Source organism: Alteribacillus sp. HJP-4, assembly GCF_042139015.1.
In the GTDB taxonomy this organism is placed as follows: domain Bacteria; phylum Bacillota; class Bacilli; order Bacillales; family Marinococcaceae; genus JBHIKY01.
In genome coordinates this window covers 123,630-144,108 of record NZ_JBHIKY010000005.1, presented here as the reverse complement: position 1 = coordinate 144,108, position 20,479 = coordinate 123,630, and the positions used below count along the sequence as shown (strand labels likewise).

The 20,479-nt window shown below is 45.4% G+C and carries 23 protein-coding genes; 12 read left to right on the top strand and 11 right to left on the bottom strand.

Going from position 1 to position 20,479, the window contains the following annotated elements; all coding sequences use genetic code 11:
- The first annotated feature begins 24 nt into the window (after window positions 1-24).
- From ACE4RR_RS06425 to moaC, 3 genes are read left to right on the top strand one after another with little or no spacing between them, the layout of a single operon-like run.
- Entirely contained in the window at window positions 25-519 is a 495-nt protein-coding gene (locus tag ACE4RR_RS06425; RefSeq protein ID WP_375534582.1) for a MogA/MoaB family molybdenum cofactor biosynthesis protein, read from the top strand.
- A complete protein-coding gene (mobA, locus tag ACE4RR_RS06420; RefSeq protein ID WP_375534581.1) occupies window positions 516-1,103 on the top strand; it encodes a molybdenum cofactor guanylyltransferase in 588 nt (195 codons plus the stop codon). Before ACE4RR_RS06425 ends, mobA begins: the two co-directional genes overlap by 4 nt.
- Window positions 1,100-1,579, top strand: a complete 480-nt coding sequence (gene moaC, locus ACE4RR_RS06415; RefSeq protein WP_375534580.1) for a cyclic pyranopterin monophosphate synthase MoaC — start codon at window positions 1,100-1,102, stop codon at window positions 1,577-1,579. The genes mobA and moaC overlap by 4 nt, the downstream gene beginning before the upstream one ends.
- An 11-nt stretch (window positions 1,580-1,590) precedes the next feature.
- Here moaC and ACE4RR_RS06410 read toward each other — a convergent pair whose 3' ends face one another.
- Entirely contained in the window at window positions 1,591-2,238 is a 648-nt protein-coding gene (locus ACE4RR_RS06410; RefSeq protein ID WP_375534579.1) for an MOSC domain-containing protein, read from the bottom strand.
- Window positions 2,239-2,601: 363 nt separating this feature from the next.
- Here ACE4RR_RS06410 and ACE4RR_RS06405 point away from each other — a divergent pair, with 363 nt between their 5' ends.
- From ACE4RR_RS06405 to ACE4RR_RS06390, 4 genes are read left to right on the top strand one after another with little or no spacing between them, the layout of a single operon-like run.
- Window positions 2,602-4,146: a spore germination protein gene (locus ACE4RR_RS06405; protein ID WP_375534578.1), complete on the top strand. Its 1,545-nt coding sequence runs from the start codon at window positions 2,602-2,604 to the stop codon at window positions 4,144-4,146.
- On the top strand, window positions 4,143-5,330 hold the full coding sequence (locus ACE4RR_RS06400; protein WP_375534577.1) for a Ger(x)C family spore germination protein: 1,188 nt from the start codon (window positions 4,143-4,145) through the stop codon (window positions 5,328-5,330). The genes ACE4RR_RS06405 and ACE4RR_RS06400 overlap by 4 nt, the downstream gene beginning before the upstream one ends.
- A complete protein-coding gene (locus ACE4RR_RS06395) occupies window positions 5,311-5,478 on the top strand; it encodes a hypothetical protein (RefSeq protein WP_375534576.1) in 168 nt (55 codons plus the stop codon). The genes ACE4RR_RS06400 and ACE4RR_RS06395 overlap by 20 nt, the downstream gene beginning before the upstream one ends.
- Window positions 5,479-5,480: 2 nt before the next feature.
- The gene (locus ACE4RR_RS06390; protein WP_375534575.1) at window positions 5,481-6,572 is read left to right on the top strand and encodes a GerAB/ArcD/ProY family transporter; all 1,092 of its coding nucleotides are present in this window, start codon (window positions 5,481-5,483) and stop codon (window positions 6,570-6,572) included.
- A gap of 158 nt (window positions 6,573-6,730) precedes the next feature.
- On the opposite strand, the gene ACE4RR_RS06385 is transcribed toward ACE4RR_RS06390, so the two are convergent.
- Both ACE4RR_RS06385 and ACE4RR_RS06380 read right to left on the bottom strand, forming a co-directional pair.
- Window positions 6,731-6,916, bottom strand: coding sequence for a YuzK family famiily protein (locus ACE4RR_RS06385; protein ID WP_375534574.1), 186 nt, complete (start codon window positions 6,914-6,916; stop codon window positions 6,731-6,733).
- A 132-nt stretch (window positions 6,917-7,048) separates the two neighbouring features.
- Window positions 7,049-7,381 (bottom strand): metal-sulfur cluster assembly factor, encoded by a 333-nt coding sequence (locus ACE4RR_RS06380; protein ID WP_375534573.1) that lies wholly within the window; start codon window positions 7,379-7,381, stop codon window positions 7,049-7,051.
- 125 nt (window positions 7,382-7,506) lie between these two features.
- Between ACE4RR_RS06380 and ACE4RR_RS06375 the strand changes: the two genes are divergently transcribed.
- Window positions 7,507-7,941 (top strand): hypothetical protein, encoded by a 435-nt coding sequence (locus tag ACE4RR_RS06375; protein WP_375534572.1) that lies wholly within the window; start codon window positions 7,507-7,509, stop codon window positions 7,939-7,941.
- A gap of 439 nt (window positions 7,942-8,380) precedes the next feature.
- Here ACE4RR_RS06375 and ACE4RR_RS06370 read toward each other — a convergent pair whose 3' ends face one another.
- The 3 genes from ACE4RR_RS06370 to ACE4RR_RS06360 all read right to left on the bottom strand — a co-directional run bounded on the left by ACE4RR_RS06370 (window position 8,381) and on the right by ACE4RR_RS06360 (window position 10,173).
- Window positions 8,381-8,677 carry a hypothetical protein gene (locus ACE4RR_RS06370; protein WP_375534571.1) on the bottom strand — a complete coding sequence of 99 codons (297 nt, stop codon included), beginning with the start codon at window positions 8,675-8,677 and terminating at the stop codon, window positions 8,381-8,383.
- 223 nt (window positions 8,678-8,900) lie between these two features.
- Window positions 8,901-9,983 (bottom strand): NAD(P)/FAD-dependent oxidoreductase, encoded by a 1,083-nt coding sequence (locus ACE4RR_RS06365; protein ID WP_375534570.1) that lies wholly within the window; start codon window positions 9,981-9,983, stop codon window positions 8,901-8,903.
- A 37-nt stretch (window positions 9,984-10,020) separates the two neighbouring features.
- The gene (locus tag ACE4RR_RS06360; RefSeq protein ID WP_375534569.1) at window positions 10,021-10,173 is read right to left on the bottom strand and encodes a hypothetical protein; all 153 of its coding nucleotides are present in this window, start codon (window positions 10,171-10,173) and stop codon (window positions 10,021-10,023) included.
- A gap of 146 nt (window positions 10,174-10,319) precedes the next feature.
- Here ACE4RR_RS06360 and ACE4RR_RS06355 point away from each other — a divergent pair, with 146 nt between their 5' ends.
- Together ACE4RR_RS06355 and ACE4RR_RS06350 are read left to right on the top strand one after the other, a co-directional pair.
- On the top strand, window positions 10,320-11,552 hold the full coding sequence (locus ACE4RR_RS06355; RefSeq protein ID WP_375534568.1) for a DNA polymerase IV: 1,233 nt from the start codon (window positions 10,320-10,322) through the stop codon (window positions 11,550-11,552).
- A 40-nt stretch (window positions 11,553-11,592) separates the two neighbouring features.
- Window positions 11,593-11,760 carry a hypothetical protein gene (locus tag ACE4RR_RS06350; protein ID WP_375534567.1) on the top strand — a complete coding sequence of 56 codons (168 nt, stop codon included), beginning with the start codon at window positions 11,593-11,595 and terminating at the stop codon, window positions 11,758-11,760.
- A gap of 568 nt (window positions 11,761-12,328) precedes the next feature.
- On the opposite strand, the gene ACE4RR_RS06345 is transcribed toward ACE4RR_RS06350, so the two are convergent.
- Both ACE4RR_RS06345 and ACE4RR_RS06340 read right to left on the bottom strand, forming a co-directional pair.
- The gene (locus ACE4RR_RS06345) at window positions 12,329-13,576 is read right to left on the bottom strand and encodes an ABC transporter permease (protein ID WP_375534566.1); all 1,248 of its coding nucleotides are present in this window, start codon (window positions 13,574-13,576) and stop codon (window positions 12,329-12,331) included.
- Complete coding sequence (locus ACE4RR_RS06340; protein ID WP_375534565.1) at window positions 13,573-14,469, bottom strand: ABC transporter ATP-binding protein; 897 nt, start codon at window positions 14,467-14,469, stop codon at window positions 13,573-13,575. The genes ACE4RR_RS06345 and ACE4RR_RS06340 overlap by 4 nt, the downstream gene beginning before the upstream one ends.
- Before the next feature lie 240 nt (window positions 14,470-14,709).
- Between ACE4RR_RS06340 and mbcS the strand changes: the two genes are divergently transcribed.
- A complete protein-coding gene (mbcS, locus tag ACE4RR_RS06335) occupies window positions 14,710-16,296 on the top strand; it encodes an acyl-CoA synthetase MbcS (RefSeq protein ID WP_375534564.1) in 1,587 nt (528 codons plus the stop codon).
- Window positions 16,297-16,368: 72 nt separating this feature from the next.
- Here the strand turns inward: mbcS and ACE4RR_RS06330 are convergent, their stop codons facing one another.
- Window positions 16,369-16,938, bottom strand: coding sequence for an NADPH-dependent FMN reductase (locus tag ACE4RR_RS06330; protein WP_375534563.1), 570 nt, complete (start codon window positions 16,936-16,938; stop codon window positions 16,369-16,371).
- A 187-nt stretch (window positions 16,939-17,125) separates the two neighbouring features.
- On the opposite strand from ACE4RR_RS06330, the gene ACE4RR_RS06325 reads away from it, so the two are divergent.
- The gene (locus ACE4RR_RS06325; protein WP_375534562.1) at window positions 17,126-18,484 is read left to right on the top strand and encodes an alanine/glycine:cation symporter family protein; all 1,359 of its coding nucleotides are present in this window, start codon (window positions 17,126-17,128) and stop codon (window positions 18,482-18,484) included.
- 118 nt (window positions 18,485-18,602) lie between these two features.
- Here ACE4RR_RS06325 and ACE4RR_RS06320 read toward each other — a convergent pair whose 3' ends face one another.
- Window positions 18,603-19,568, bottom strand: a complete 966-nt coding sequence (locus ACE4RR_RS06320; protein ID WP_375534561.1) for a 2-hydroxyacid dehydrogenase — start codon at window positions 19,566-19,568, stop codon at window positions 18,603-18,605.
- Window positions 19,565-20,422 (bottom strand): 50S ribosomal protein L11 methyltransferase, encoded by an 858-nt coding sequence (locus ACE4RR_RS06315; RefSeq protein ID WP_375534560.1) that lies wholly within the window; start codon window positions 20,420-20,422, stop codon window positions 19,565-19,567. The genes ACE4RR_RS06320 and ACE4RR_RS06315 overlap by 4 nt, the downstream gene beginning before the upstream one ends.
- Between the last annotated feature and the right edge of the window lie 57 nt (window positions 20,423-20,479).

The following is a 20,479-nucleotide window of genomic DNA, read 5'->3' as shown; positions in this document are numbered from 1 at the left end:
CAGGAAAGAAGGGGAAGGAAAAAAATGCATCTTACAAATGACAGCCTGTCCGTACGTGCCGCGGTTCTTACTGTATCGGATACTCGGACTGAAGCTGAGGATAAAAGCGGACGTATAATCAAGACTTCCTTACAGCAGAGCCGGCACGAGACCGCTGGCTATGCGATTGTCCGTGACGAAGTAGAAAGCATTCAGAAATACATCATTCAATGGCGTGATAATGCCTCTATTGATGCGGTGATCATAAACGGCGGCACCGGTTTTTCTCCCCGCGATGTCACGTATGAAGCTGTGGCCGGCCTACTACATAAAAAGATGGATGGTTTTGGTGAATTATTCCGCATGCTGAGCTACGACGAAATCGGGGCAAAGGCAATGTTCAGCCGTGCCGCTGCCGGAAGCTCGGATGCGACTGCCATCTATGCCCTGCCAGGCTCGTCCAATGCAGTGAGGCTTGGGATGGAAAAATTAATTCTGCCGACAATCTCCCACTTTACAGAAGAGCTGAAAAAACAATGAACATTCACGGAGCCGTTCTTGCCGGAGGGAAGTCTTCACGCTATGGCAGGCAGAAAATGTTTGAAGCCTACCACGGGCTTCCGTTATATCAATACAGTGTCCAGGCTTTGAAGCAGGGTGGAGCGGATTCCATTTATATTGTTACCAATCGAAAGCTCGCCCCCCGCTTTGCCGAAAATGAAGGAGAGATATTACTCGAGGACACTCCATACCAGGGACCGCTTCCTGCCTTAGCTTTGGCACTGAAGCAGCTGCAGAAGGATAGCTGGGTCTTTCTTCTCGCTGCAGACATTCCGTTTATAAGCGCTGAATTTGTTAAGAAGCTAATTGAAAATGCAGATAGTGGTGAAATAGATGCCGTCATACCTGTCAGCGGCGGCCGGGTACATCCACTTCACGGCCTGTACCATCAGTGCTGCCTTTCTTCTGCACTCATGCTTATCGGGGAAGGAAAAGCAGGTATGTATCCGCTGCTGCAGAAAGTCCGCACCTCCTATGTACCATTCCCGGACGAACAAAAAGACTTTATTAATATTAACCGGCCCGAGGACTGGCCGCCAGCAGAAAAGGAGCAGGAAGAATGAGTGGATTTTCCCATTGGAACAAAGAAGGACGACCACGTATGGTGGATATTTCCTCGAAGCAGGAAACAACACGCACAGCCGTCGCCCAAAGCACATTGTCCATCAGTTCGGACTTGTATGAAGCCATCCAGCAGCAGCGCCTGAAAAAAGGAGATCCGCTCCAGGTCGCTCAGATTGCCGGTATTATGGGTGCAAAAAACACACCGGACATTATCCCGATGTGTCACCCGATACCCCTGCAGGGTACTGATTTTCAGTTCGATTATAAAGAAGCAGACGACGGCTATGAGCTCGTTATTCAAGCTTCAGTCACCTGTAAAGGCAGTACCGGGGTGGAAATGGAAGCTTTAACTGCGGTAACTACGGCCGCCCTCACGTTTTATGATATGTGCAAGTCTGTTGACAAAGGGATCATCATTAAGGAGACGATGCTGTTGAAAAAAACCGGCGGAAAAAGTGGGGATTTTCAAAGGTGAAGTCTTATTTATTACTTCATCCCGGCTTTTTCAATCCGGTTTTGCAGCTTTGTGCGCCAATTAGCTGCCAGCGCATCCACTGCTGTTATTTCTTTCATGGCTTCGACTGCTCCAGGGTGCTCAAAATAAACAGAATGTGTAAACGAAAGCTTGATATCGTCCGGGTGTGTAAACACCTTCTCTATTTCAGACTCCTCCCGGACATATCCTTCCTTTAAAACGCGGCATAAAAAACCGGTATACCCGGTTTCGATCATACGCTTCAAAAGCTGAGGCAGCTTATTTCTTTTATTAACCGTGTCACACGGTATTCTGCTCTGGGTCACCTCTATTACCGCATCCCCAATCTGAAACTGGTCACCGATGCAGACATCCTTTTCTGTCATTCCTGCAGCTGTTACATTCTCACCAAAGGCTGCTTTCTCCAATTTTTTTCCGAATTCCTTCTCCCAAAACGCATAGTGCTCGTGAGGATAAACACATACCGCCCGGTCCCGGCCCCCGTGGTGCTGCTTATCAGCGACATCATCCAGTTCAAATCCATCCACAGACAGGTATACTTCCTGTACAGACTCTTTTTGAATGCCGGTTTTCATTTTCTTCGTTCCATGATAAGAGAGATGCTGCGGTGTACCGACAGCCAGATTCACAAGCTTCATCACCATCCTCCTTCTCGAAAAAATTCATTTCAATATGATAAAGTAAAGCAAAAACATCACGAAGGAGGCATCATCGTGCTACTCAGCATGTTTTCCTTTTTACATAAAAAACGCTGTGTTTTCTGCAGGTCCAAAACGCCGTACATGCGCCCATACCTTAATGACAAGAATGAAAAAGTTTATGTATGCGAAAAATGCCTCGAATACGCAGAACGGCGGACATTAAAAAGACTGTAGCTTCCACATCTTTCCTCTCCGATTGTATCACATTTCTCTCGAATTTCCTTACTTACCTTAACATTCTTCTCGTGTGAATAACCTGGCTTTCTTCAGCAATACTAGAAGAAAGAGGGTGAAAAGGCTATGAGAAGAAAACGCTGGAAGAAAAGAGCTCTTACTACTCCGCCTTCATCATCTGCGGAGAGTAAGCAGCAGCCAAAAACAGCCATTGAAGCAAGCTGTGAGGAAAATATTAAAAAGACGCTGAACGTACTGCACCACAGCAGCGATGTCAAGGTCAGCTACTTTCTCGATCTGCCTGTACCTTTTGCGATCTGCTGGCTCTTGGAAATCGTGGATAATCAAAAAGTGAATGAATCGGTGATTCACCCACTCGTTAATAATACAGATTCCGATAAAGAAAATAAATCACCTGTCGAATTGGCGGACAGTATCAGCGCTCCTTACCATAAAATAACCGATTCTATTGAAGAAGCAGCAGAATCCCTGATCCACGGTCATGTGATCGTCTGGCTTGAAGGAGACAAAACAGCTTATTGCATTTCCGGACTGGGTTCTCCCACACGAGAAATTACGGAGCCAAGCAGTCAAACGGTGATTCGCGGTCCAAGGCTGGGCTTCGTCGAATCGCTGCAAATTAATACGGCCCTGCTGAGAAGACAAATTCGAAATACAAACCTGCGTTTTCAATCGATGTACATCGGCAGTGACACACAGACAGAAGTGCAGATCAGTTATCTTACTGGGAAGGTCGATGAAAATGTACTAAAAGAATTGTATAAACGGCTCCATGCTATTCGAGCCGAAGAAATATATGAAAGTGGCATGCTGGAAGAATATTTAGGAACCTTTGGGCGCAAAGGCAGCTGGTACAGCCCTTTTCCACTAGCACAATCAGTGGAAAGGCCGGATGCCGTAGCATCTGCTATCCAGGAGGGCAGAATTGCGGTTCTTGTGGATAACACTCCATTTGTGCTTATTTATCCTTCCACTTTTTTCCAATTTTTTCAATCGGCCGAAGATTACTATCAGCGGTTTGACTTTTCGACTTTGATTCGAATGCTGCGCTTTTTAGCTTATTTTATTTCCCTGTACCTGCCATCTCTATATGTAGCAATTACTACTTTTAATCCAGAACTTATTGCTACTGACCTGCTTGTCAGCTTAAGTACACAGAGGGAAGGGATTCCATTTCCTGCTTTTATCGAAGCACTGCTGATGGAAATAACCTTTGAAATCCTGCGTGAAGGCGGTATTCGCATGCCGCGTACGATTGGTCCTGCGATATCCATTGTGGGAGCAATTGTTCTTGGAGAATCAGCCGTTATGGCGGGTCTTGTCTCGCCGGCTGTCGTAATTGTCGTTTCATTAACAGCGATTTCGAGCTTTGTCGCACCTTCGTATGATTTTTCTATTTCTGCAAGAATGCTGAGGTTTTTCATGATGTTATTCGCTGCTTCATACGGGCTGTTTGGTATACTATTTTTTTCATTAATTTTGCTGATTCATTTAGTTTCTCTTGATTCCATGGGAAAACCTTATATGTCTCCACTAGCTCCATTTGACCTGAAAGGGCAAAAGGATACATTATTACGACTTCCTTTTTGGTTACGTAATGCACCTATTTTCAAAGGGAAAACTAATAAATATAGGGAGAATGTGGAATGAATAAATGGGTGTGGCTTCTTTTTTTAATTTTTATACTAAGCGGCTGTGCAGCGAAATCTGAACTTGATGAAATTGCTATTGTGCTTGGGATGGGTGTTGATATAACGAATGATAATAAAACAGAAGTCACAGTGCAGGTGGCAAATCCACGATCCTCTCCAAATGTAGTGAGTGGAGGAAGTGGTGATGGCTCTTCACCGGTTTTTACGTTTTCTGCGAAAGGCGACAGCGTTACGGACGCTATTAATAGAGTAAAGAACGTTGTTCCAAGAGAGTTATTTTTCTCTCACATTAACGTCATGATGCTTGGCGAAAAATATGCAAGAAAAGAAGGAGTGTCTGAAATCTTTTCGTATGTGGAGAGAGACCAGGAATTAAGGTCTCAATTTCCCTTATTTGTTATAAAAGATTCGACCGGAAAAGAGGCACTCACCGTGGTTACGCCGTTAGATCAATTTCCTACAAAAGCAATCCTTGATATTGTAGAGCTTTCTTCTGGTTACATTGGGGTTAAAAAAACGGTACGTATCAATGATCTTATTAATTGGGAAGGGGAAGAAGATCGGACTCCTATCATTCTAGGACTTGAAGTTATGGCCAAGGATAAAAATAAAAATACTGGCGCCCTGCAGGACATAGAGGCATATGCATTTAAACTAGACAGCATGGGTGTATTTAAAAATGGTAAATTTTTAAAATGGTTAAATGAAGAAACGGCGACAGGCTGGCTCTTTATGAATGATTATGTAGAAGAACGAACACTTCATACGGTGGAATGTGAAGGAGGGACCTTTGGAATTATGCTTAAAGGTGTCTCTTCAGATATAAATACAGATGTTAAAAACAATCAATTGCTTATTGATATTACAATACAAGGGACCTCCAGTCTTGTATCAAGTAGCTGTAAGGCTGACATTGCATCACCGGAAGGAATTAATGAGTTGGAACAAACACTGAGAAAAATTGTTGAACAGGAAGTAAAAAAAGCAGTTTATGAAACGGTTGAATTGAAAACGAATTATAATGGTCTCGCAGCTCGTTTTCACCGCCAGCACCCCGATAAATGGAAGAAATGGAAGAAAAATTGGTATGAGCACATAGAAGATTCCACCCTTCATATTAAGAGTGAACTCACTATTGAAACTCCTGGAATGAGGTATAACAGTGCAAAAACGCAAAGATAAATCCTCTGTTCTATTACTTGCTTCTGTGTGGTCATTTACTGCCTTTTATGCGGGGAGCTATTATTTTAATCAGCAGTGGTTTCCGCTTACAGCTATGCTCAAGGTTATCTATGAACCATGTTACAATATTTTGTTCGGAGGAGGCTGACTATGAATCATTCTATTAGTCGCTGGCAGCTGACCGCCATTGTTATCAGCTTTACGGTTGGCAGTTCACTGCTGATGGCACCGAATATAACTGCCGCAGCGGCTGACCAGGATGGCTGGATTTCAATGCTGCTTGCTACATTCGTTGGTCTTCTGTTAAATCTACTGATGCTGAAGCTGTTATCGATGTACAACTATGCCTCTGTTTATGATATTTATGACAGAATTTTAGGAAAAATTGGCGGTGCTTTCTTTAGCTTCCTATTTATGTTTATAACGCTCCATTTGGCTGCCTTAGTCATGCGAAACTATAGCAATTTCATGATCAGTGTTGCAATTCCGGAGATAAACAGCGATGTGTTTGTGGTAATGATGATGATATTAGTTATTTTCTCTGCGAGTAAAGGGTTACAGAACTTAGCGCGCATAAGTCAACTGTTTGCCCCTTTTTTGATAATATTAATATCTCTTGCATTACTGCTGGTTTCAAATAATTTCAAATTAGAGAATGTGACACCTGTTACCGATGAATCCTGGAAAAGCATTATGGAAGGAGCCTATCCAATTATCGGTTTTCCCTTTATAGAAATGCTGGTATTCACAGCTTTACTTTCATTCATAACTAATAAAACAAAAATTTACCGTTTCTATTTAATCGGAACCGCGGTCGGAGGAGTCTTATTAAGTATCGCAATATTCGTGACCATAGGAGTGGAAGGTCCGTCTGTAGTTGACCGAGAGGTTTACGCTGCCTACAGCATGGCACGAAGCATCCAATTAGGAATTATACTTCAGCGTCTGGAAGCAGTCATTGGTATACTATGGATTGTGGCTTTATTTGTGAAAATTACCGTCTGCTTTCTTGCCATTCAATTCGGTCTCTCTCATTATACGAAGGGAGCGGATTATACACGCTATGTGCTGCCTGTAGCTATCCTGGTCTGGACAATGAGCGAGCACCTGCATCCTGATCTCGTTGATTTCACAGACTTTGTCGCAATAAACTGGACGTTGTACTGGCTGACGGCGTATGTGATATTTATTACGATTCTCGGTGTCGGTATCCTTTTTAAGAAGCATAAATCCATGCCATAATAAAACCGCTCTCCCTACATATTGGAGAACGGTTTTATTATCTTCTTTATCGTCTGCTGGTCATCCGGCGGCTGAGCATTCGTTTTCCCTGTTTAAATAAATATCCGACGACGGCAGTTTTTATGAGCTTTTTTATCATTCACGCTCACCTGCTTCCGTTATTTTTTTATTTTCGTATTTATTTCATTTGTAAGATCTTTATTTTCTTTGTGATCCTTCTCGCGCTTCTTTTCTACTTCAATTTTCTTATCAACGCTTCTTTCATATTCTTCCTTGGAAACCCCGTGAGATTCTTGCATCGATTTCTCAATATTTTCGGTGGTTTCTTTGTCATGATCTGACATTTAATTAGTATCCTCCTGTGTTCGTAATATATTTATATATTTCCTTATTTTTGATTTCACTAAACATACAATCAAAAGCTATTCATACGTGAAAAAAACCTGAAGCGCTCCTGCTCCAGGTTTTACTTTTCCTTATGATTCATGAACACCGAGGGCAATTTTCGCGTACCGGGACATTTTACTTTTGTCCCACGGTGGATTCCAGACAATTTCTACATCGACTTCCTTTATTTCGCCGAATTCCTGAAGATCCTTTAACGCCCCTTTGATATCATTCACTATTGTGCCGGCGAGTGGGCAGCCCATTGCGGTTAACGTCATCGTCACCTGAACATTTTTCTCGTTATCAAGGTCGACCCCGTAGATAAGTCCGAGGTTTACGATATCTACACCAAGCTCCGGGTCAATCACCGTTTCTAATTCCGCATATATCCGGTCGATTAATTCTTGTGTTTCATCGGTCATATGACATCCTCCTTTTTCAATTATGAATGGGAAGAGGTTTTTATATATTTACATTTCTGGTGTTCAAACCCCTTGTCTCTATAGTATACTTTTCTTTGTGTATTTCAGGCAAATCAATTGTATTCATGAAACGTACTCTATATAATACAATAAACAAAGAAAATGAAGAAGTGCAGGAGGGACTCATATTGACGTGGCTTATTGCTTTACTCGGGGTTATCGTGTTTCTCAGCAGCTATAATCGCTGGTTCCCCGTCCTAGGTATACGATGCTCTCCTGTACCCGAACAACCGCTGCCTCAGGATACAGTCGTCCTTGACATCCGTGATTATCAGGATGCGGACCGTCGTCCAGTCCAGCACGCCCAGACACTTCCTTATCCGTACTTGAAGCGCCACATCAGCACGGTGAAGGCGAAACAGGTTTTTTTAGTGGCACCTGATAAGGTTTCGCGCAATCTCAGCATCCGCCTGCTACGCAAGAATGGTTTTAAAGTAACTGGATTTACTGTGCTGCAGGATGAAGGCAGGGAAGTGCCGGTGAAGGCCCACTGCGGGTAAATAGAAAAGCAAGCTTATACAGACTGAAAGCCCGGAGCAGATGCCGGGCTTTTTTGTTTACAATATATATTTTATCCATATCATTCGATTTTCCCTGTCGACGCTGCAGCTTTTCAGCTGCCAATGGAGCGTAGAACTGCTTCGCCGTAAACTGGACGCGGACATGAGATCCGTTATTTGAGTAAAAATCTGTTTTTTTGAAGGACTCGCGGACATCAGGTACGCTATTTGCCTGAATGACGGGGAATTCAGCATTCTTTTTGGCTGATAACGGAACCCATGTCCGGCAGACTCATAAAACCGGGCTGTGTGAAGCAGATAGCGGAACCAGTGTCCGGAGAACCGACTGCGGTCGCCGGCCAGAATTTTTCTTCAGAGCCTTCTGGTAACTTTTTCTTAAAAAAACCCCCGGGACGCTTAGTCTCCGGGGGAAGGAAAGTTATCCGCCGCTGTATCCGTTCAACGTGCTTGAACCGATCAGTGTAATTACATTTTCCTCGGCATTTGCTGAATCAAAAGTTTCCACATCCGCAAGGCCGTTCACTGTGCCTTCACTCGTTTCAAAGGTAAAATGCTCCTTGCGGTTATCACGAAGCGCTTCTTGAAAGTAACGCTGATTTTCAACACCGTACAGCTTCACATGCCACTGTTCAGGATCGTCATTTGTAACATTCAATTCTCCTGTATCAAAACGAATTTTTTCCTTTTGCTCATTAAATAATTGATCAACTTTCATTATTTACATCCTCCTGTTATCTATCATTTTCACATCTGACACGTTCCCCTCTCCCTATTTCTTTAAACCACTTCTGTTCTGGTAAAAATAAATTTAATTTATAGTTGTTTTTCCACTTGCATGTTAAAGTCAACATCGGGATTTAGAAGGGGAATAATGGGAACCATGTAAAAGTGAATTGGATCCGGGAGACTGGAGGGAACAAAAATGAAGAGAATTCAGCTTAATCCCGGACGAACGGATTGAGCAGCATACTCATCATTTTTACCACATTCTTATCCGTCTGAAATAATTTTTTCCCTAGCCAGCCATTGAGCTGGTGAACGACTAGATCAAAAGAATGGTTGTCGAGCTTTTCCATGCCACGCCGCAGCGTCAGCGAATCAAAGTAGCTTTTTCGCAGTGGTTTTGTATATTCTTCGTATTTCCCAAATCCGCAAATATCATAGGCGGCGTAAATACCAGTTAAGAGAGCGGCGAATTGTCCAAATCCTAAAAACGGCATTACAGCGCCAAAGCAATTTCCTGTCATAAATGTATTACCGAGACGCGGTGACTTACATATTCCGATTTCATAGTCATGAATGTGAAATTGATCAGTAATCTTTAAATCCTGCCGCAGCTCCGTGCAGACCGCCTTGTAAAATTTGTCCCACTGCACTGCCACCTTTTCTTGTGAAAGCTGCGGGGAGTCCGGAAAAGCAATCACAATGTTTGCCTCTCTTTTAGAAAAAGGCATCAGGTACGCGTATCCCTTTGGTGCAAAATCATTATTCAGCCAGACCATTACCCCGTTTGGTTCAAACTCTCCCTCCACGGTGGCGCCCTTCAACGAGACAGAAAAATCTTTCGTGTAATTTTCCATTTGAAGCGCGTATGAAGCATCACCTGTCGCAAGAATCACGTGTGTAAAGTTCTTCATTAACTCTTCATAAGATACTTCTGAATGAAATGTAATTTTTGAAGAAATTTGTTCCGCTAATTGATTCTCCAGTGCAAGGCGGTGCCTTCCCCGAAGATTCATAGTTCCTGCCGGTTCTTTAATAACCGCTTGGTTATTTTCCGATAAGAAAGAGATTTTGTTTATATGACTGCTCGGTCTTAAATGAAGGTTGAATTCTTCTGAGAAGTAACGAAAACAGTCCGTAACCGGGGAGGTAAGTAAGGATATAAAAGCTTCTCCGTTAATAAACCGATCTCCCGGCATGCTGCGTTTTTCAAAAATAGCCGGTGAAATACCATGCCGTTCGAGCATAAGCGCGCAGGATAAACCGGCCAGGCCAGCCCCCATAATTGCTACATTCATTCGTTTCGCCTCCACATTGGTTTTTCTGTAAAAAGTTTTATCCTTCTTCAAAATCATCCGGGCCCTTTTCGTGAACCTTTTGATCAGGCTGGGTCTGCGGGTCTATGTCCTGGTGCTCCTGCTTTTTCCTCTGCTGCTCCAGGGAGTCTTCCTGATTTCTGTGCGAATCGGCGGGATCTGTTTTTTTCATCGTATCGCTCCTTTTTTCGTAGTATTTTTTAGATGGTCATCTTGTATACGTTTTTCTCTTTTGGAAAACAATAACTATTGATAAAAGAACTTATGTTCGATTATACTAAAAGTACCAAACCCGGCTCAGCAACGGAGAGATGATCGATGGACCGCACGATTTTTTTAGTGGATATGCAGTCTTTTTATGCCAGCCTCGAGAAAGTGTACCGGCCTGAGCTTGCTGAAAAGCCAGTGGTCGTGGCGGGAGATCCGAAAATCCGCAGCGGGGTTATTCTTGCTGCCTGTCCTGTCGCAAAGAAGTGGGGTGTTCAGACAGCTGAGCCTCTCTGGCAGGCGGAGGGAAAATGCCCGGACTTGATTGTAGTGCGGCCACGGATGCAGTTTTATCTGGACGCTTCTGTACAAATCGCCCAATCCCTTGAGGATTTCAGTGATGAAGTGGAACCGTACAGTGTCGACGAAATTTTTGTGGAAATGACGCATACCCTCAAGCTTCTCGGCATCGATGCAGCCGGCGGTGCCCGCTGCATTCAGCGGACGATCAAGCGGATGCTCGGGGTCAATGCCCGCGTCGGGATCGGCCCTTCAAAGGTGCTTGCTAAAATGGCATGTGACCATTTTGCCAAAAAGAATCCGGATGGTTTTTTTGAACTGACTGAAGCGAATCTCCGAGAGACGCTGTGGAGGCTCCCGGTCGGAAGCATGTTTGGGGTCGGCAGGCGGATGAATGACCACTTTCGGAACATGGGCATCCGCACGATCGGTCAATTAGCGGCTTTCCCGCTCGATCCGCTGAAGAAACGCTGGGGCATAAACGGCGAGCTGCTCTGGCGGACAGCTTACGGCTGGGATCCGGCGCCGGTTACAGTTAATACCCATATCCGCCGCAAAGCGATAGGACATCATATGACGCTGCCGCGCGATTACTACACATGGAATGAAGTGAAGGTCGTTCTGCTTGAACTGAGCGAGGAGGTGGCACGCCGCGCCCGCGCAAATGGCTATATGGGGATGACGGTTTCCACCGGGGCAGGCGGTCATGATTTCGACCATCCTGCCGGATTTCACCGTCAGCGTAAGCTGGAGGATTACACGAATGACGGGGCGGTTATTTACGAGGCGGCGGCCGCCTTATTTCAGGAGCACTGGGGTGGATATCCACTCCGCAGTGTCGGCATTGCCATTGATCAACTGACATCGGATGCGTTTCGGCAGCTGAATTTGTTTCATCCTGTGCAGGATCGTGATACGTTAAACCGGACTATGGATGAGTTGAAAAAGCGCTACGGCAATGACACGCTGCTGCGTGCTTCTTCTCTGACAGCGGCTGGCCAGGCGCAGCTGCGCGCTAAAAAAATCGGCGGCCATTATAAATAATTTACTTTTGTCCCATCCACTTTTTTAAAACAGAGAAAGTATGGGTTTTGTTGATTTCATCCCTGCAGGCGGGCGCTTTCCGCGGGGCTTGTCTTCAACTAATTCTGTCTCAGCGAAGCTTCGTCAGAATGGATTTTCAGACTTCGCTGATCCCGACGGAGTCGCCGCCTTCCGTTCTTCAATCGAAGAATATACACAAAAAGCGTGACTTTGCATTTATTTCTCGTGTTGACATTATACAAGTCAAAGAATGACCTTACGAAGTGGATGGGACAAATCAATAATAGCTGCTTGATAGACGAATAATATTTTCTTTGAAGGAGAAATCAGGTCATTTGCGTAGTCAAAATGCGAGACTCCTAGTCGATGTTGGCCACGTCCTGTGGCCAACATCGACACTAGCACGTCCTGTGCGTCGAGGAACAGCACGAGTCTCAAGACTCCCCAGGCAGTGCTCTTTCTGCCGGGGAGGCTTGAGCCGTGCCCTGGGAAAGCGAAGCGTTTTGACGGAGCAAATATGAAACTCATAATTAACAAACAGGGGCTGCAGCAAAAGCCCCTGTTTATAGAAAAAGTAATATCCTAAATAGCAGGGGACAAGTCCGAAGGCTCCAGTGGAAGAGCAGCGGCTGAAGATCCGCCGGGCGCGGGTTTCGCCCGGTTAGCTGAAGCGCTTCCCACGGAAAGCGAAGGACTTGTCCCCTGCTTTTTTTACCATGTGCAAAAGGGGCGAGTATCATTTATGATACAGCCCCTTACTCATGCAGATGCAGACTTCACTCTTTTTTTGAAAGCTGCACGGCCTCCTTCATATCCTTTAACGAATTGGACTTTCCATACATTAACACCCCGCCGCGGTAAACACGCGCGCCAATAATCCCAAGCAGCACAATGGCCATGACCATCAGCGCTATGGCGATCCCGATTTCCCAGGCCGGGATGGAAAGCAGGCTGACCCGCAGAAACATCAGCATAGGAGTGAAAAATGGAATAAACGAGGTGACCGTGACGATCGTTGAATCAGGAGCACTCAACCCATAAATAGCGATAAAAAACGCGATCATAATCAGGTAAATCATCGGCGCAATCAGCTGATTAACATCTTCCGATCTGCTGACGATCGAGCCTAGCATGGCGGCAAGTGTTGCATACAATAAATAACCGAGCAGAAAGAAAATAACCGCATATACATAAATTGAAAAGCTCGCGTCCTGCCACCCAAAGGTATGAAACAGCGACGTTTCATTCTGATTGGTTTGAATAACAACCAGCACAGTAATTAAAATCGCAAGCAGCTGAGTCAACCCAAGCAGCGCGATTCCAAAGATCTTCGCAAACATCTGCAAAACCGGCGAAGCGCTGGAGACGAGAATTTCCATCACGCGCGAGGATTTCTCGGTGGCCACATCCATCGCGAGCATGTTGCCGTATATAATGACGGACAAATAAAGCAAAAACAGTATCCCGTAGACGAGACCTGCAGCACTGCTCCGCTCCGCCTCGCTGATCGCATTTTCCTCCAGAGCAATGGTTTCAAAGGCAACAGGTGAGGTGATTGCCTGGGCAGCAGCCGGATCGACCTCGGCCTGCTCAGCAGCAAGCTCAGTCTTCACAGGCTGCAGGGCCTGGGCAATCGTTCTTGTCGTATTTGTTGCATTCCCCTGTTCCGAATAATAGGCAGCTTCGATCGTAGTCTCTTCATTCGAAAGAATTTCAAGATAGCCGTCAAATGTACCGTCCTGAACCTGTTCTTCTGCACGATCCGGCGGGCCGGAAAAGGATTCCAGCGAAATATCCGCATCGATAGAAGCCAGGGATTGGTTCAGCGGACCAAGAACTTCTCCGCTTTCATCATATACGGCAACAGAAGCACCCTCTCCCCCTCCTCCGAACAGATTGGAAATGGATTGAAAATTACCAGCCGCCACTATGAGCACAATCGTGAGAAAGGTCGTAAAGAAAAAGGATTTCGTCTTCACCCGCGTTATGAATGTATGAGCTAATATGATCCAGAATTTATTCATAGGGAGCTCCCCGCTTTCTCTACGAAAATGTCATGCAAAGACGGCTCTTCTAACTCAAATTTCCGGATAAACCCACGGTCCTTTACAGCATCAAATACTGTTTGGGACACACCTTCCTCTGAAATTTGTAATTTACATCCCTCCGTCATTTTCTTAAAAGAGAGGACCCCCGGAATGTCCTTCAAATACTCCAGGTTAAAATCAGCGAAGATGGTAATATTTTTACGTCCAAAGGACCGCTTGATTTCTTTCAGCTCTCCCTGCACGATCGGAGCGCCGTGCTGAAGGATGCAGAGATGCTCACACAGCTCCTCTACATGTTCCATCCGGTGGGAGGAAAATACGATCGAAGTCCCATCATTTTTCAAATCAAGCACTGCTTTCTTTAAAAGCTCTACATTTACCGGATCAAGCCCGGAAAACGGCTCATCAAGAATCAGCAGCTTTGGCTTATGGAGAACGGCAGAAATGAATTGTATTTTCTGCTGGTTTCCTTTGGATAGTTCTTCTACTTTTGTATTGAGATATTGAGTGGCATGAAAACGATCGAGCCACATGTCAAGCTCTGTAAGTATATGTTCTTTTTTCATCCCGCGCAGCCTGCCAAGGTAAATAATCTGCTCCTTTACTTTGAGCTTTGGATACAGCCCGCGTTCCTCCGGCAGATAGCCGATTTCATCACTATTTTTACTTTCCACTCTGCTTCCATTCCAGCTGACTTCCCCGGCCGTTGCATCGAGGAGACCAATAATAATTCGAAACGTCGTGGTTTTTCCTGCGCCATTTGCTCCGAGCAGACCGAATATTTCCCCTTCCGGTATTTCAAGCGACAGCCGCTTTACGGCCATATTTTCACCGAATGTTTTTGTCACACCATCAAGCATCAGACCCATCTTCTCATTTCCTCCCGCCATTCGTCGTCGTTATACATTTATACGAGAGCCATTTCCATTTCGTTGCAATTATTTATATTTTTGTTCTGGAAGACGCGATAGCGGAGAATACGTTGCAGCGGATGCTTCACAAGGAAATTTCTTCTGTCTGATCATGAAAGCTTTTCATAAAAACTTTCAAAGACTTCTTGATTTTTAGTATAATAGTGACAGATTGCTGAATTTTTGGGAGGGACCGATATGAATCGAGAGGATTTAATCGCACCAGAGAAATATAATATCGCTGATGAATTGAAAGCGTTTACAGATGATGAAGAAAGAGTGGCAGTCCGCTGGCTGAGTGAGGATGGACACCGCCGGGAAGTAGGATATGCTGAACTGCTCCGCCGCACGAATCAATATGCACAGGCTCTGCTTGCTTCCGGCCTTAATAAAGGGGACCGCGTGCTCGTAATTCTTCCAAAGATCCCTGAAGCTTATATGACACACCTCGCCTGCTTAAAAGCCGGAATTATTGCTGTTCCATGCTCGGAAATGCTGCGGGCCAAGGATTTAACATACCGGATCAACCATTCAGAAGCCAGAGCGGTGATTGCTTTTCATCAGGCTACGGAAGAAACGGACAAAATAACAGAAAGCATTCCTTCTCTTCAATTAAAGCTGATTGTTGGAGGGGAAAAAGATGGCTGGCACTCTTTTGAGGACCTTGCCCAAACACAGAGCACGAATTATGCAGGGGAACAGACGACCCGGGACGACGTTGCCTTTCTCTCTTATACTTCCGGCACTACCGGTAATCCAAAAGGAGTAGTGCATACCCATGGCTGGGCTTTTGCCCACGTCCGCACCGCGGCGAAGAAGTGGCTCGATGTCCGCGACGGAGATGTTGTCTGGGCAACGGCCGCTCCAGGCTGGCAGAAATGGATCTGGAGTCCTTTTTTATCAACGATTACTCTTGGAGCTACGGCGTTTGTCTATCAAGGGAAATTTGAACCACATACTTATCTTGGCCTGCTGGAGAAGGAAAAAATAAACGTCTTGTGCTGCACGCCGACAGAATACAGGCTTATGTCCAAGGTGGACGAGCTTGGCTCCTATGACCTCCCTGCCCTGAGAAGCACGGTGTCTGCAGGAGAGCCGTTAAACAGCCCGGTCATTGAAGCATTCAAACAAGCCTTTGAGGTGGACGTCCGCGACGGCTATGGCCAGACAGAAAATACCCTCCTTGTCGGCACCATGCTCGATATGGAAATTAAACCAGGCTCGATGGGACGCCCGACTCCAGGGAACGAAGTAGATATTATTAATGATGAGGGCGAACCTGCAGCCATCGGTGAAGTCGGCGCAATTGCCGTTCATAAAGACTGCCCTGCCCTGTTTAGAGAATACTATCGTGATCCGGAGCGCTATCAGGCTGCTTACCGCGGGGACTGGTACTTAACCGGCGACCTTGCTTCAAAGGACAACGACGGCTACTTTTGGTTTGAAGGAAGAAGTGACGACATTATTATCAGCTCCGGCTATACGATTGGACCATTCGAAGTGGAAGATGCGCTGACTCAGCATGATGCCGTCAAAGAATGTGCTGTGGTCGCCAGTCCCGATAAGGTGAGAGGAAATATCGTCAAAGCCTATATTGTACTAAAGGATCCAGACAGCATTTTAGAAAAGGAACGTCTTGTGAAAGAGCTGCAGGAGCATACGAAAGATTTAACAGCTCCTTATAAATATCCGCGCAGTATTGAGTTTATCGAAGAGCTGCCAAAAACGACATCCGGAAAAATCCGCCGGGTCGAACTGCGTCAGCGTGATAAAAGCAGTGTCTGAACAAATGGAAGTTTTAAGAGAACAAAAACCTGTTGGGAGATCACACAGGCCCAACAGGCTCTTCTCTATATATTAGCGGTTGTTTCCGTGCAGCTTAATCCAATCTGAAAAAGCCGCAAGTGACTTATCCACGGCTCGTATTGTTCTTTCATCTGTAAGCCGGCCGTGGTCATTTAATTTTTTCGGCACCTGGCCGATGTAGACCTCCGGCTGCTGCAGGACGATGGCACCAGCTGCAGCGAGTGTTTGTTTGACCTGAACCTGAGCGAAGGCAGTTCCAAGTATGGATGGAGAGGCACCGATAACAAATGCAGGCTTGCCGTCCAGGGCATTTTCATTCGTCATGCTTCCTGCCCAATCAAGTGCATTTTTTAAAACACCTGGAATTCCGTGGCTGTATTCAGGCGTAACAATGTAGAGACCGTCAGCCCTGCGGATGGCTTCTTTAAATTCGGCAACCTCTGCTGGGTCTCCCCCTGCTTCTAAATCCCCATTAAATAACGGGATGGACTGCAAATCAAAAATACTGCATTCCATTTCTGGAGCAGCCTGGTCTGCCACATTTCTTATGATTTTTCGATTAAAGGATTCTTTTCTGAGACTCCCTGCGATACCGAGAATATGGATCGGTGATTGGTTCATTTTATTCTCTCCTTTACTGTGGACTATGGTGCAAAAAAATCTTTGAAAGAAAAACTGACAAAGCGAAACATTTCTTAAAAAATATTTTGTTATACTAGTTTTTGTTCTGCTATACTAATGTGTATATTCCCATTTTATCAGAAAAATGGGAATTTTTTCGAGGCTGAACTAGAAAAGGGGGAAAAGTATGGAAGCTTTTAATGAATTACTAGCAGAGATCAGCGGTTTTGTGTGGGGTCCGCCGTTTTTAATCCTGTTAGTGGGAACGGGGATCTTTTTAACTGTCAGGCTCTCATTTTTACAATTTTCTATGCTTCCGTATGCATTGAAGCTTGCCTTTACAAAAAGGCAGGATAAGAAGTCAGAAGGGGATATCTCCCACTTTCAATCGTTGATGACCGCGCTAGCTGCGACGGTAGGAACCGGTAACATTGCCGGGGTTGCAACCGCTGTGGTCATCGGGGGTCCTGGTGCCGTCTTCTGGATGTGGATTTCTGCCCTATTTGGGATGGCAACAAAATATGCGGAGGCCATTCTCGCCGTTAAATACCGAATCAAGGATGAAAAAGGAAAAATGGCCGGCGGTCCTATGTATTATATTGAAAAAGGTTTGGGCTGGAAATGGCTCGCCGTTATCTTCGCCGTCTTTGCCTTCGTTGCATCATTTGGAATCGGCAGTACCGTTCAGTCCAACTCAGTATCAAGCGTACTTACTGAAAACTTGAATATTCCATATTTAGAACTGATTACTGGAATTGTGCTGGCACTGTTAACGGCTGTCGTTATCCTGGGTGGAATTAAGTCCATCGGGAGGGTAGTTGCTTTTCTAGTACCTATCATGGCCGTTTTCTACGTTTTAGGCGGGCTTACGATTATTATTACTAACTTTAATCTTGTGCCTGCGGCAGTCGGACTTATTTTTACGGATGCTTTTACCGGACAGGCTGTAGCTGGTGGTGCCATCGGCGTGGTCATTCAATACGGGGTGGCCCGCGGCGTATTCTCGAATGAGGCTGGTCTCGGCTCTGCACCGATTGCGGCTGCTGCTGCTAAGACAGACTATCCTGGCCGTCAGGCGCTTGTTTCAATGACACAGGTATTTATCGATACGATTATTATCTGCTCGATTACAGGTATCACGCTCGTCATGGCTGATATGTATACTGGTGAGCTTGATGGAGCTGCTCTTACTTCCGCTTCCTTTTCCCACTTTATCGGACCGGTGGGAGCATTTATCGTAGCTCTGGGGATGATTTTATTCGCGTATTCCACGATGCTCGGCTGGTCCTACTACGGCGAGCGTTGTGTTTATTATTTATTTAAAAATCAAACTTCTATCCTCATTTATCGGCTCGTATTTGTAGGAGCGGTGTTTATCGGAGCCATCCTTGAAATTGATACAGTCTGGGCCATCGCTGATATTATGAACGGTTTAATGGCCGCTCCGAACTTAATTGCTCTTCTCGGCTTGTCCGGAGTTGTAGTGGCTGAAACGACCCTCTTCCTGAAGAAAATGCGAGAAGAAAAACAGCAGGGGCTTTCCTGATCCTTCTCAATCGGCCACAGTGATTCACAAGAAAAGCATCAGCTTCCAGAATTTCTGGGGCTGATGCTTTTATTCATTTTCAGATGCTCGAGCAGGCATCGTTTAGAAATTACTTTTTTTACAGCTTCACCTCATGATCAGCTTCTTTTCCACTCAGCACCTGTAAAATATGGTTCGCAGTCATGTCCGCCATCGCCATCCGTGTACTTTCACTTGCACTGCCAATATGCGGCAGCGCTGTCACCTGTGGTAAAGATAATAACGGATGGTCAGCACCGACAGGCTCCCCTTCGAAAACATCAAGGCCTGCTCCGCGGATTTCCCCGTTTTTAAGCGCTTCATATAAAGCTTCCTCATCAACGATACCACCGCGGGAGGAGTTAATAAAGATGGCTGTATTCTTCATTTTCTTAAAAGCTTCCCTGTCGATTAAATGGTGCGTATCTTTCGTATAAGGGGTCATGACGCAAATAAAATCTGATGTTTTAAGAAGCTCATCCATTTCCACATATCGGGCACCAAGTTTTTCTTCCGCTTCCTGCTTACGCGTGCGGTTATGATAAATAATTTCCATGTCAAAGCCTGTCCCGCGCTTTGCCACCGCTTCTCCGATTCGTCCCATCCCGATAATACCAAGAGTCGCGTGATGAATGTCCTGGCCTGTCAAAAAAAACGGAGACCATGTCTTCCATTCATTATTCTTAATAGTCTCTATGCCCTCAGGCAGACGTCTTGCTGCCGCCATGAGCAGTGCAAATGTCAGATCAGCTGTAGTTTCCGAGAGGACGCCGGGAGTATGAGCAATGGTGATGTCTTTTTCAGCTGCAGCCTCCACATCAATGTTGTTATATCCTACGGCCATGGTCGCAATCACCTTTAGATTTTCTGCTGATTCTATTAATGGTCTGTCTATCGGCTCTGTCACAGTACAGAACAACCCGTCCGCCTGTTTGATTTCTTCTTCAAGCCGTTCCTGCGGCACCGGTTCCTCCTGTTTTTCCCACATAGAAACGGTGCACGTCTCCTCCAGCTTTTCTATGATTTCGTCCGGCATTCTTCTTGTAATAAACACGTACGGCTTCATTCGTGTCTCTCTCCTTTTGCAAATAAAAACGTATGCCATTCCTTTGTCTGTTTGTGTTCCATTGGATAAAATCCATATTCTCCGAAGATCCGGCGTATTTCCGCTTCAGCCCAGTCGACGATACCGGATACAAGAAGTACGCTGTCCGGGCGGCCGGGCAGGACCCCTGCAGATTTCAACCATTTCTTCGTGGCGGCGGCTCCAATATTAATAATATACAAATCATAAGCTTTTTCGGGCAGAGAAGTTTCGAGAATATTTTGTTCAAAGACTCTGATACGGTCTTTCACCCCATTCAGATCTGCCTGAAGACTTACCTCGCGCGATACCGGCTGAATGTCGAAAGCATCCACCGCTGCCCCCTTCAATGCGGCAGTGACCGCTAATATGCCTGAGCCTGTCCCTATGTCAGCAGCAGCCATACCGGTGAAATCCCGTCCGGCCAGCAGTGACAGGGCATCTCTCGTAGTCATGTGGACGCCTGTGCCAAATGCTCCTTGAGGATCAATTCGAATTTCTTTTTTTTGTTTTTCCCCTTGAAAGGGGGGATATACGAGCGTCCAGCCGCTGCCTAGTTCGACGTTTTCATAAGGGGCAGGAGGAGCGGGCGGCTCTGCTTCTTCGACATCGGAGACAAATATTTCAAGCAGTGCAGCTGCATCTTCTGCACGCTGCCCTTCTTCTGCAGATAGAAACAACAGAGATGATTCGGCTGGATTTTTCTGATAGCTGTAACCCTCGTCTGTTGTAATCTGCTCAATCGCCTCTTCTATGTAAAAAGAAAACCACCCTTTTTCATAAAGGCGCAGCGTCCATTCTTCTTCCATTCCATTCGGAATTTTAATTTTCCACATAGTCCTCCCCTTCTTTCATTTTTCTGTTAGTTTATCATATGCTGACATAAAAAGCCG

Coding starts and splice junctions, on each gene's coding strand:
- ACE4RR_RS06425 (WP_375534582.1), top strand. CDS start 25: ATGCATCTTACAAATGACAGCCTGTCCGTACGTGCCGCGGTTCTTACT.
- mobA (WP_375534581.1), top strand. CDS start 516: ATGAACATTCACGGAGCCGTTCTTGCCGGAGGGAAGTCTTCACGCTAT.
- moaC (WP_375534580.1), top strand. CDS start 1,100: ATGAGTGGATTTTCCCATTGGAACAAAGAAGGACGACCACGTATGGTG.
- ACE4RR_RS06410 (WP_375534579.1), bottom strand. CDS start 2,238: ATGAAGCTTGTGAATCTGGCTGTCGGTACACCGCAGCATCTCTCTTAT.
- ACE4RR_RS06405 (WP_375534578.1), top strand. CDS start 2,602: ATGAGAAGAAAACGCTGGAAGAAAAGAGCTCTTACTACTCCGCCTTCA.
- ACE4RR_RS06400 (WP_375534577.1), top strand. CDS start 4,143: ATGAATAAATGGGTGTGGCTTCTTTTTTTAATTTTTATACTAAGCGGC.
- ACE4RR_RS06390 (WP_375534575.1), top strand. CDS start 5,481: ATGAATCATTCTATTAGTCGCTGGCAGCTGACCGCCATTGTTATCAGC.
- ACE4RR_RS06385 (WP_375534574.1), bottom strand. CDS start 6,916: ATGTCAGATCATGACAAAGAAACCACCGAAAATATTGAGAAATCGATG.
- ACE4RR_RS06380 (WP_375534573.1), bottom strand. CDS start 7,381: ATGACCGATGAAACACAAGAATTAATCGACCGGATATATGCGGAATTA.
- ACE4RR_RS06375 (WP_375534572.1), top strand. CDS start 7,507: ATGAAACGTACTCTATATAATACAATAAACAAAGAAAATGAAGAAGTG.
- ACE4RR_RS06370 (WP_375534571.1), bottom strand. CDS start 8,677: ATGAAAGTTGATCAATTATTTAATGAGCAAAAGGAAAAAATTCGTTTT.
- ACE4RR_RS06365 (WP_375534570.1), bottom strand. CDS start 9,983: ATGAATGTAGCAATTATGGGGGCTGGCCTGGCCGGTTTATCCTGCGCG.
- ACE4RR_RS06360 (WP_375534569.1), bottom strand. CDS start 10,173: ATGAAAAAAACAGATCCCGCCGATTCGCACAGAAATCAGGAAGACTCC.
- ACE4RR_RS06355 (WP_375534568.1), top strand. CDS start 10,320: ATGGACCGCACGATTTTTTTAGTGGATATGCAGTCTTTTTATGCCAGC.
- ACE4RR_RS06350 (WP_375534567.1), top strand. CDS start 11,593: ATGGGTTTTGTTGATTTCATCCCTGCAGGCGGGCGCTTTCCGCGGGGC.
- ACE4RR_RS06345 (WP_375534566.1), bottom strand. CDS start 13,576: ATGAATAAATTCTGGATCATATTAGCTCATACATTCATAACGCGGGTG.
- ACE4RR_RS06340 (WP_375534565.1), bottom strand. CDS start 14,469: ATGGGTCTGATGCTTGATGGTGTGACAAAAACATTCGGTGAAAATATG.
- mbcS (WP_375534564.1), top strand. CDS start 14,710: ATGAATCGAGAGGATTTAATCGCACCAGAGAAATATAATATCGCTGAT.
- ACE4RR_RS06330 (WP_375534563.1), bottom strand. CDS start 16,938: ATGAACCAATCACCGATCCATATTCTCGGTATCGCAGGGAGTCTCAGA.
- ACE4RR_RS06325 (WP_375534562.1), top strand. CDS start 17,126: ATGGAAGCTTTTAATGAATTACTAGCAGAGATCAGCGGTTTTGTGTGG.
- ACE4RR_RS06320 (WP_375534561.1), bottom strand. CDS start 19,568: ATGAAGCCGTACGTGTTTATTACAAGAAGAATGCCGGACGAAATCATA.
- ACE4RR_RS06315 (WP_375534560.1), bottom strand. CDS start 20,422: ATGTGGAAAATTAAAATTCCGAATGGAATGGAAGAAGAATGGACGCTG.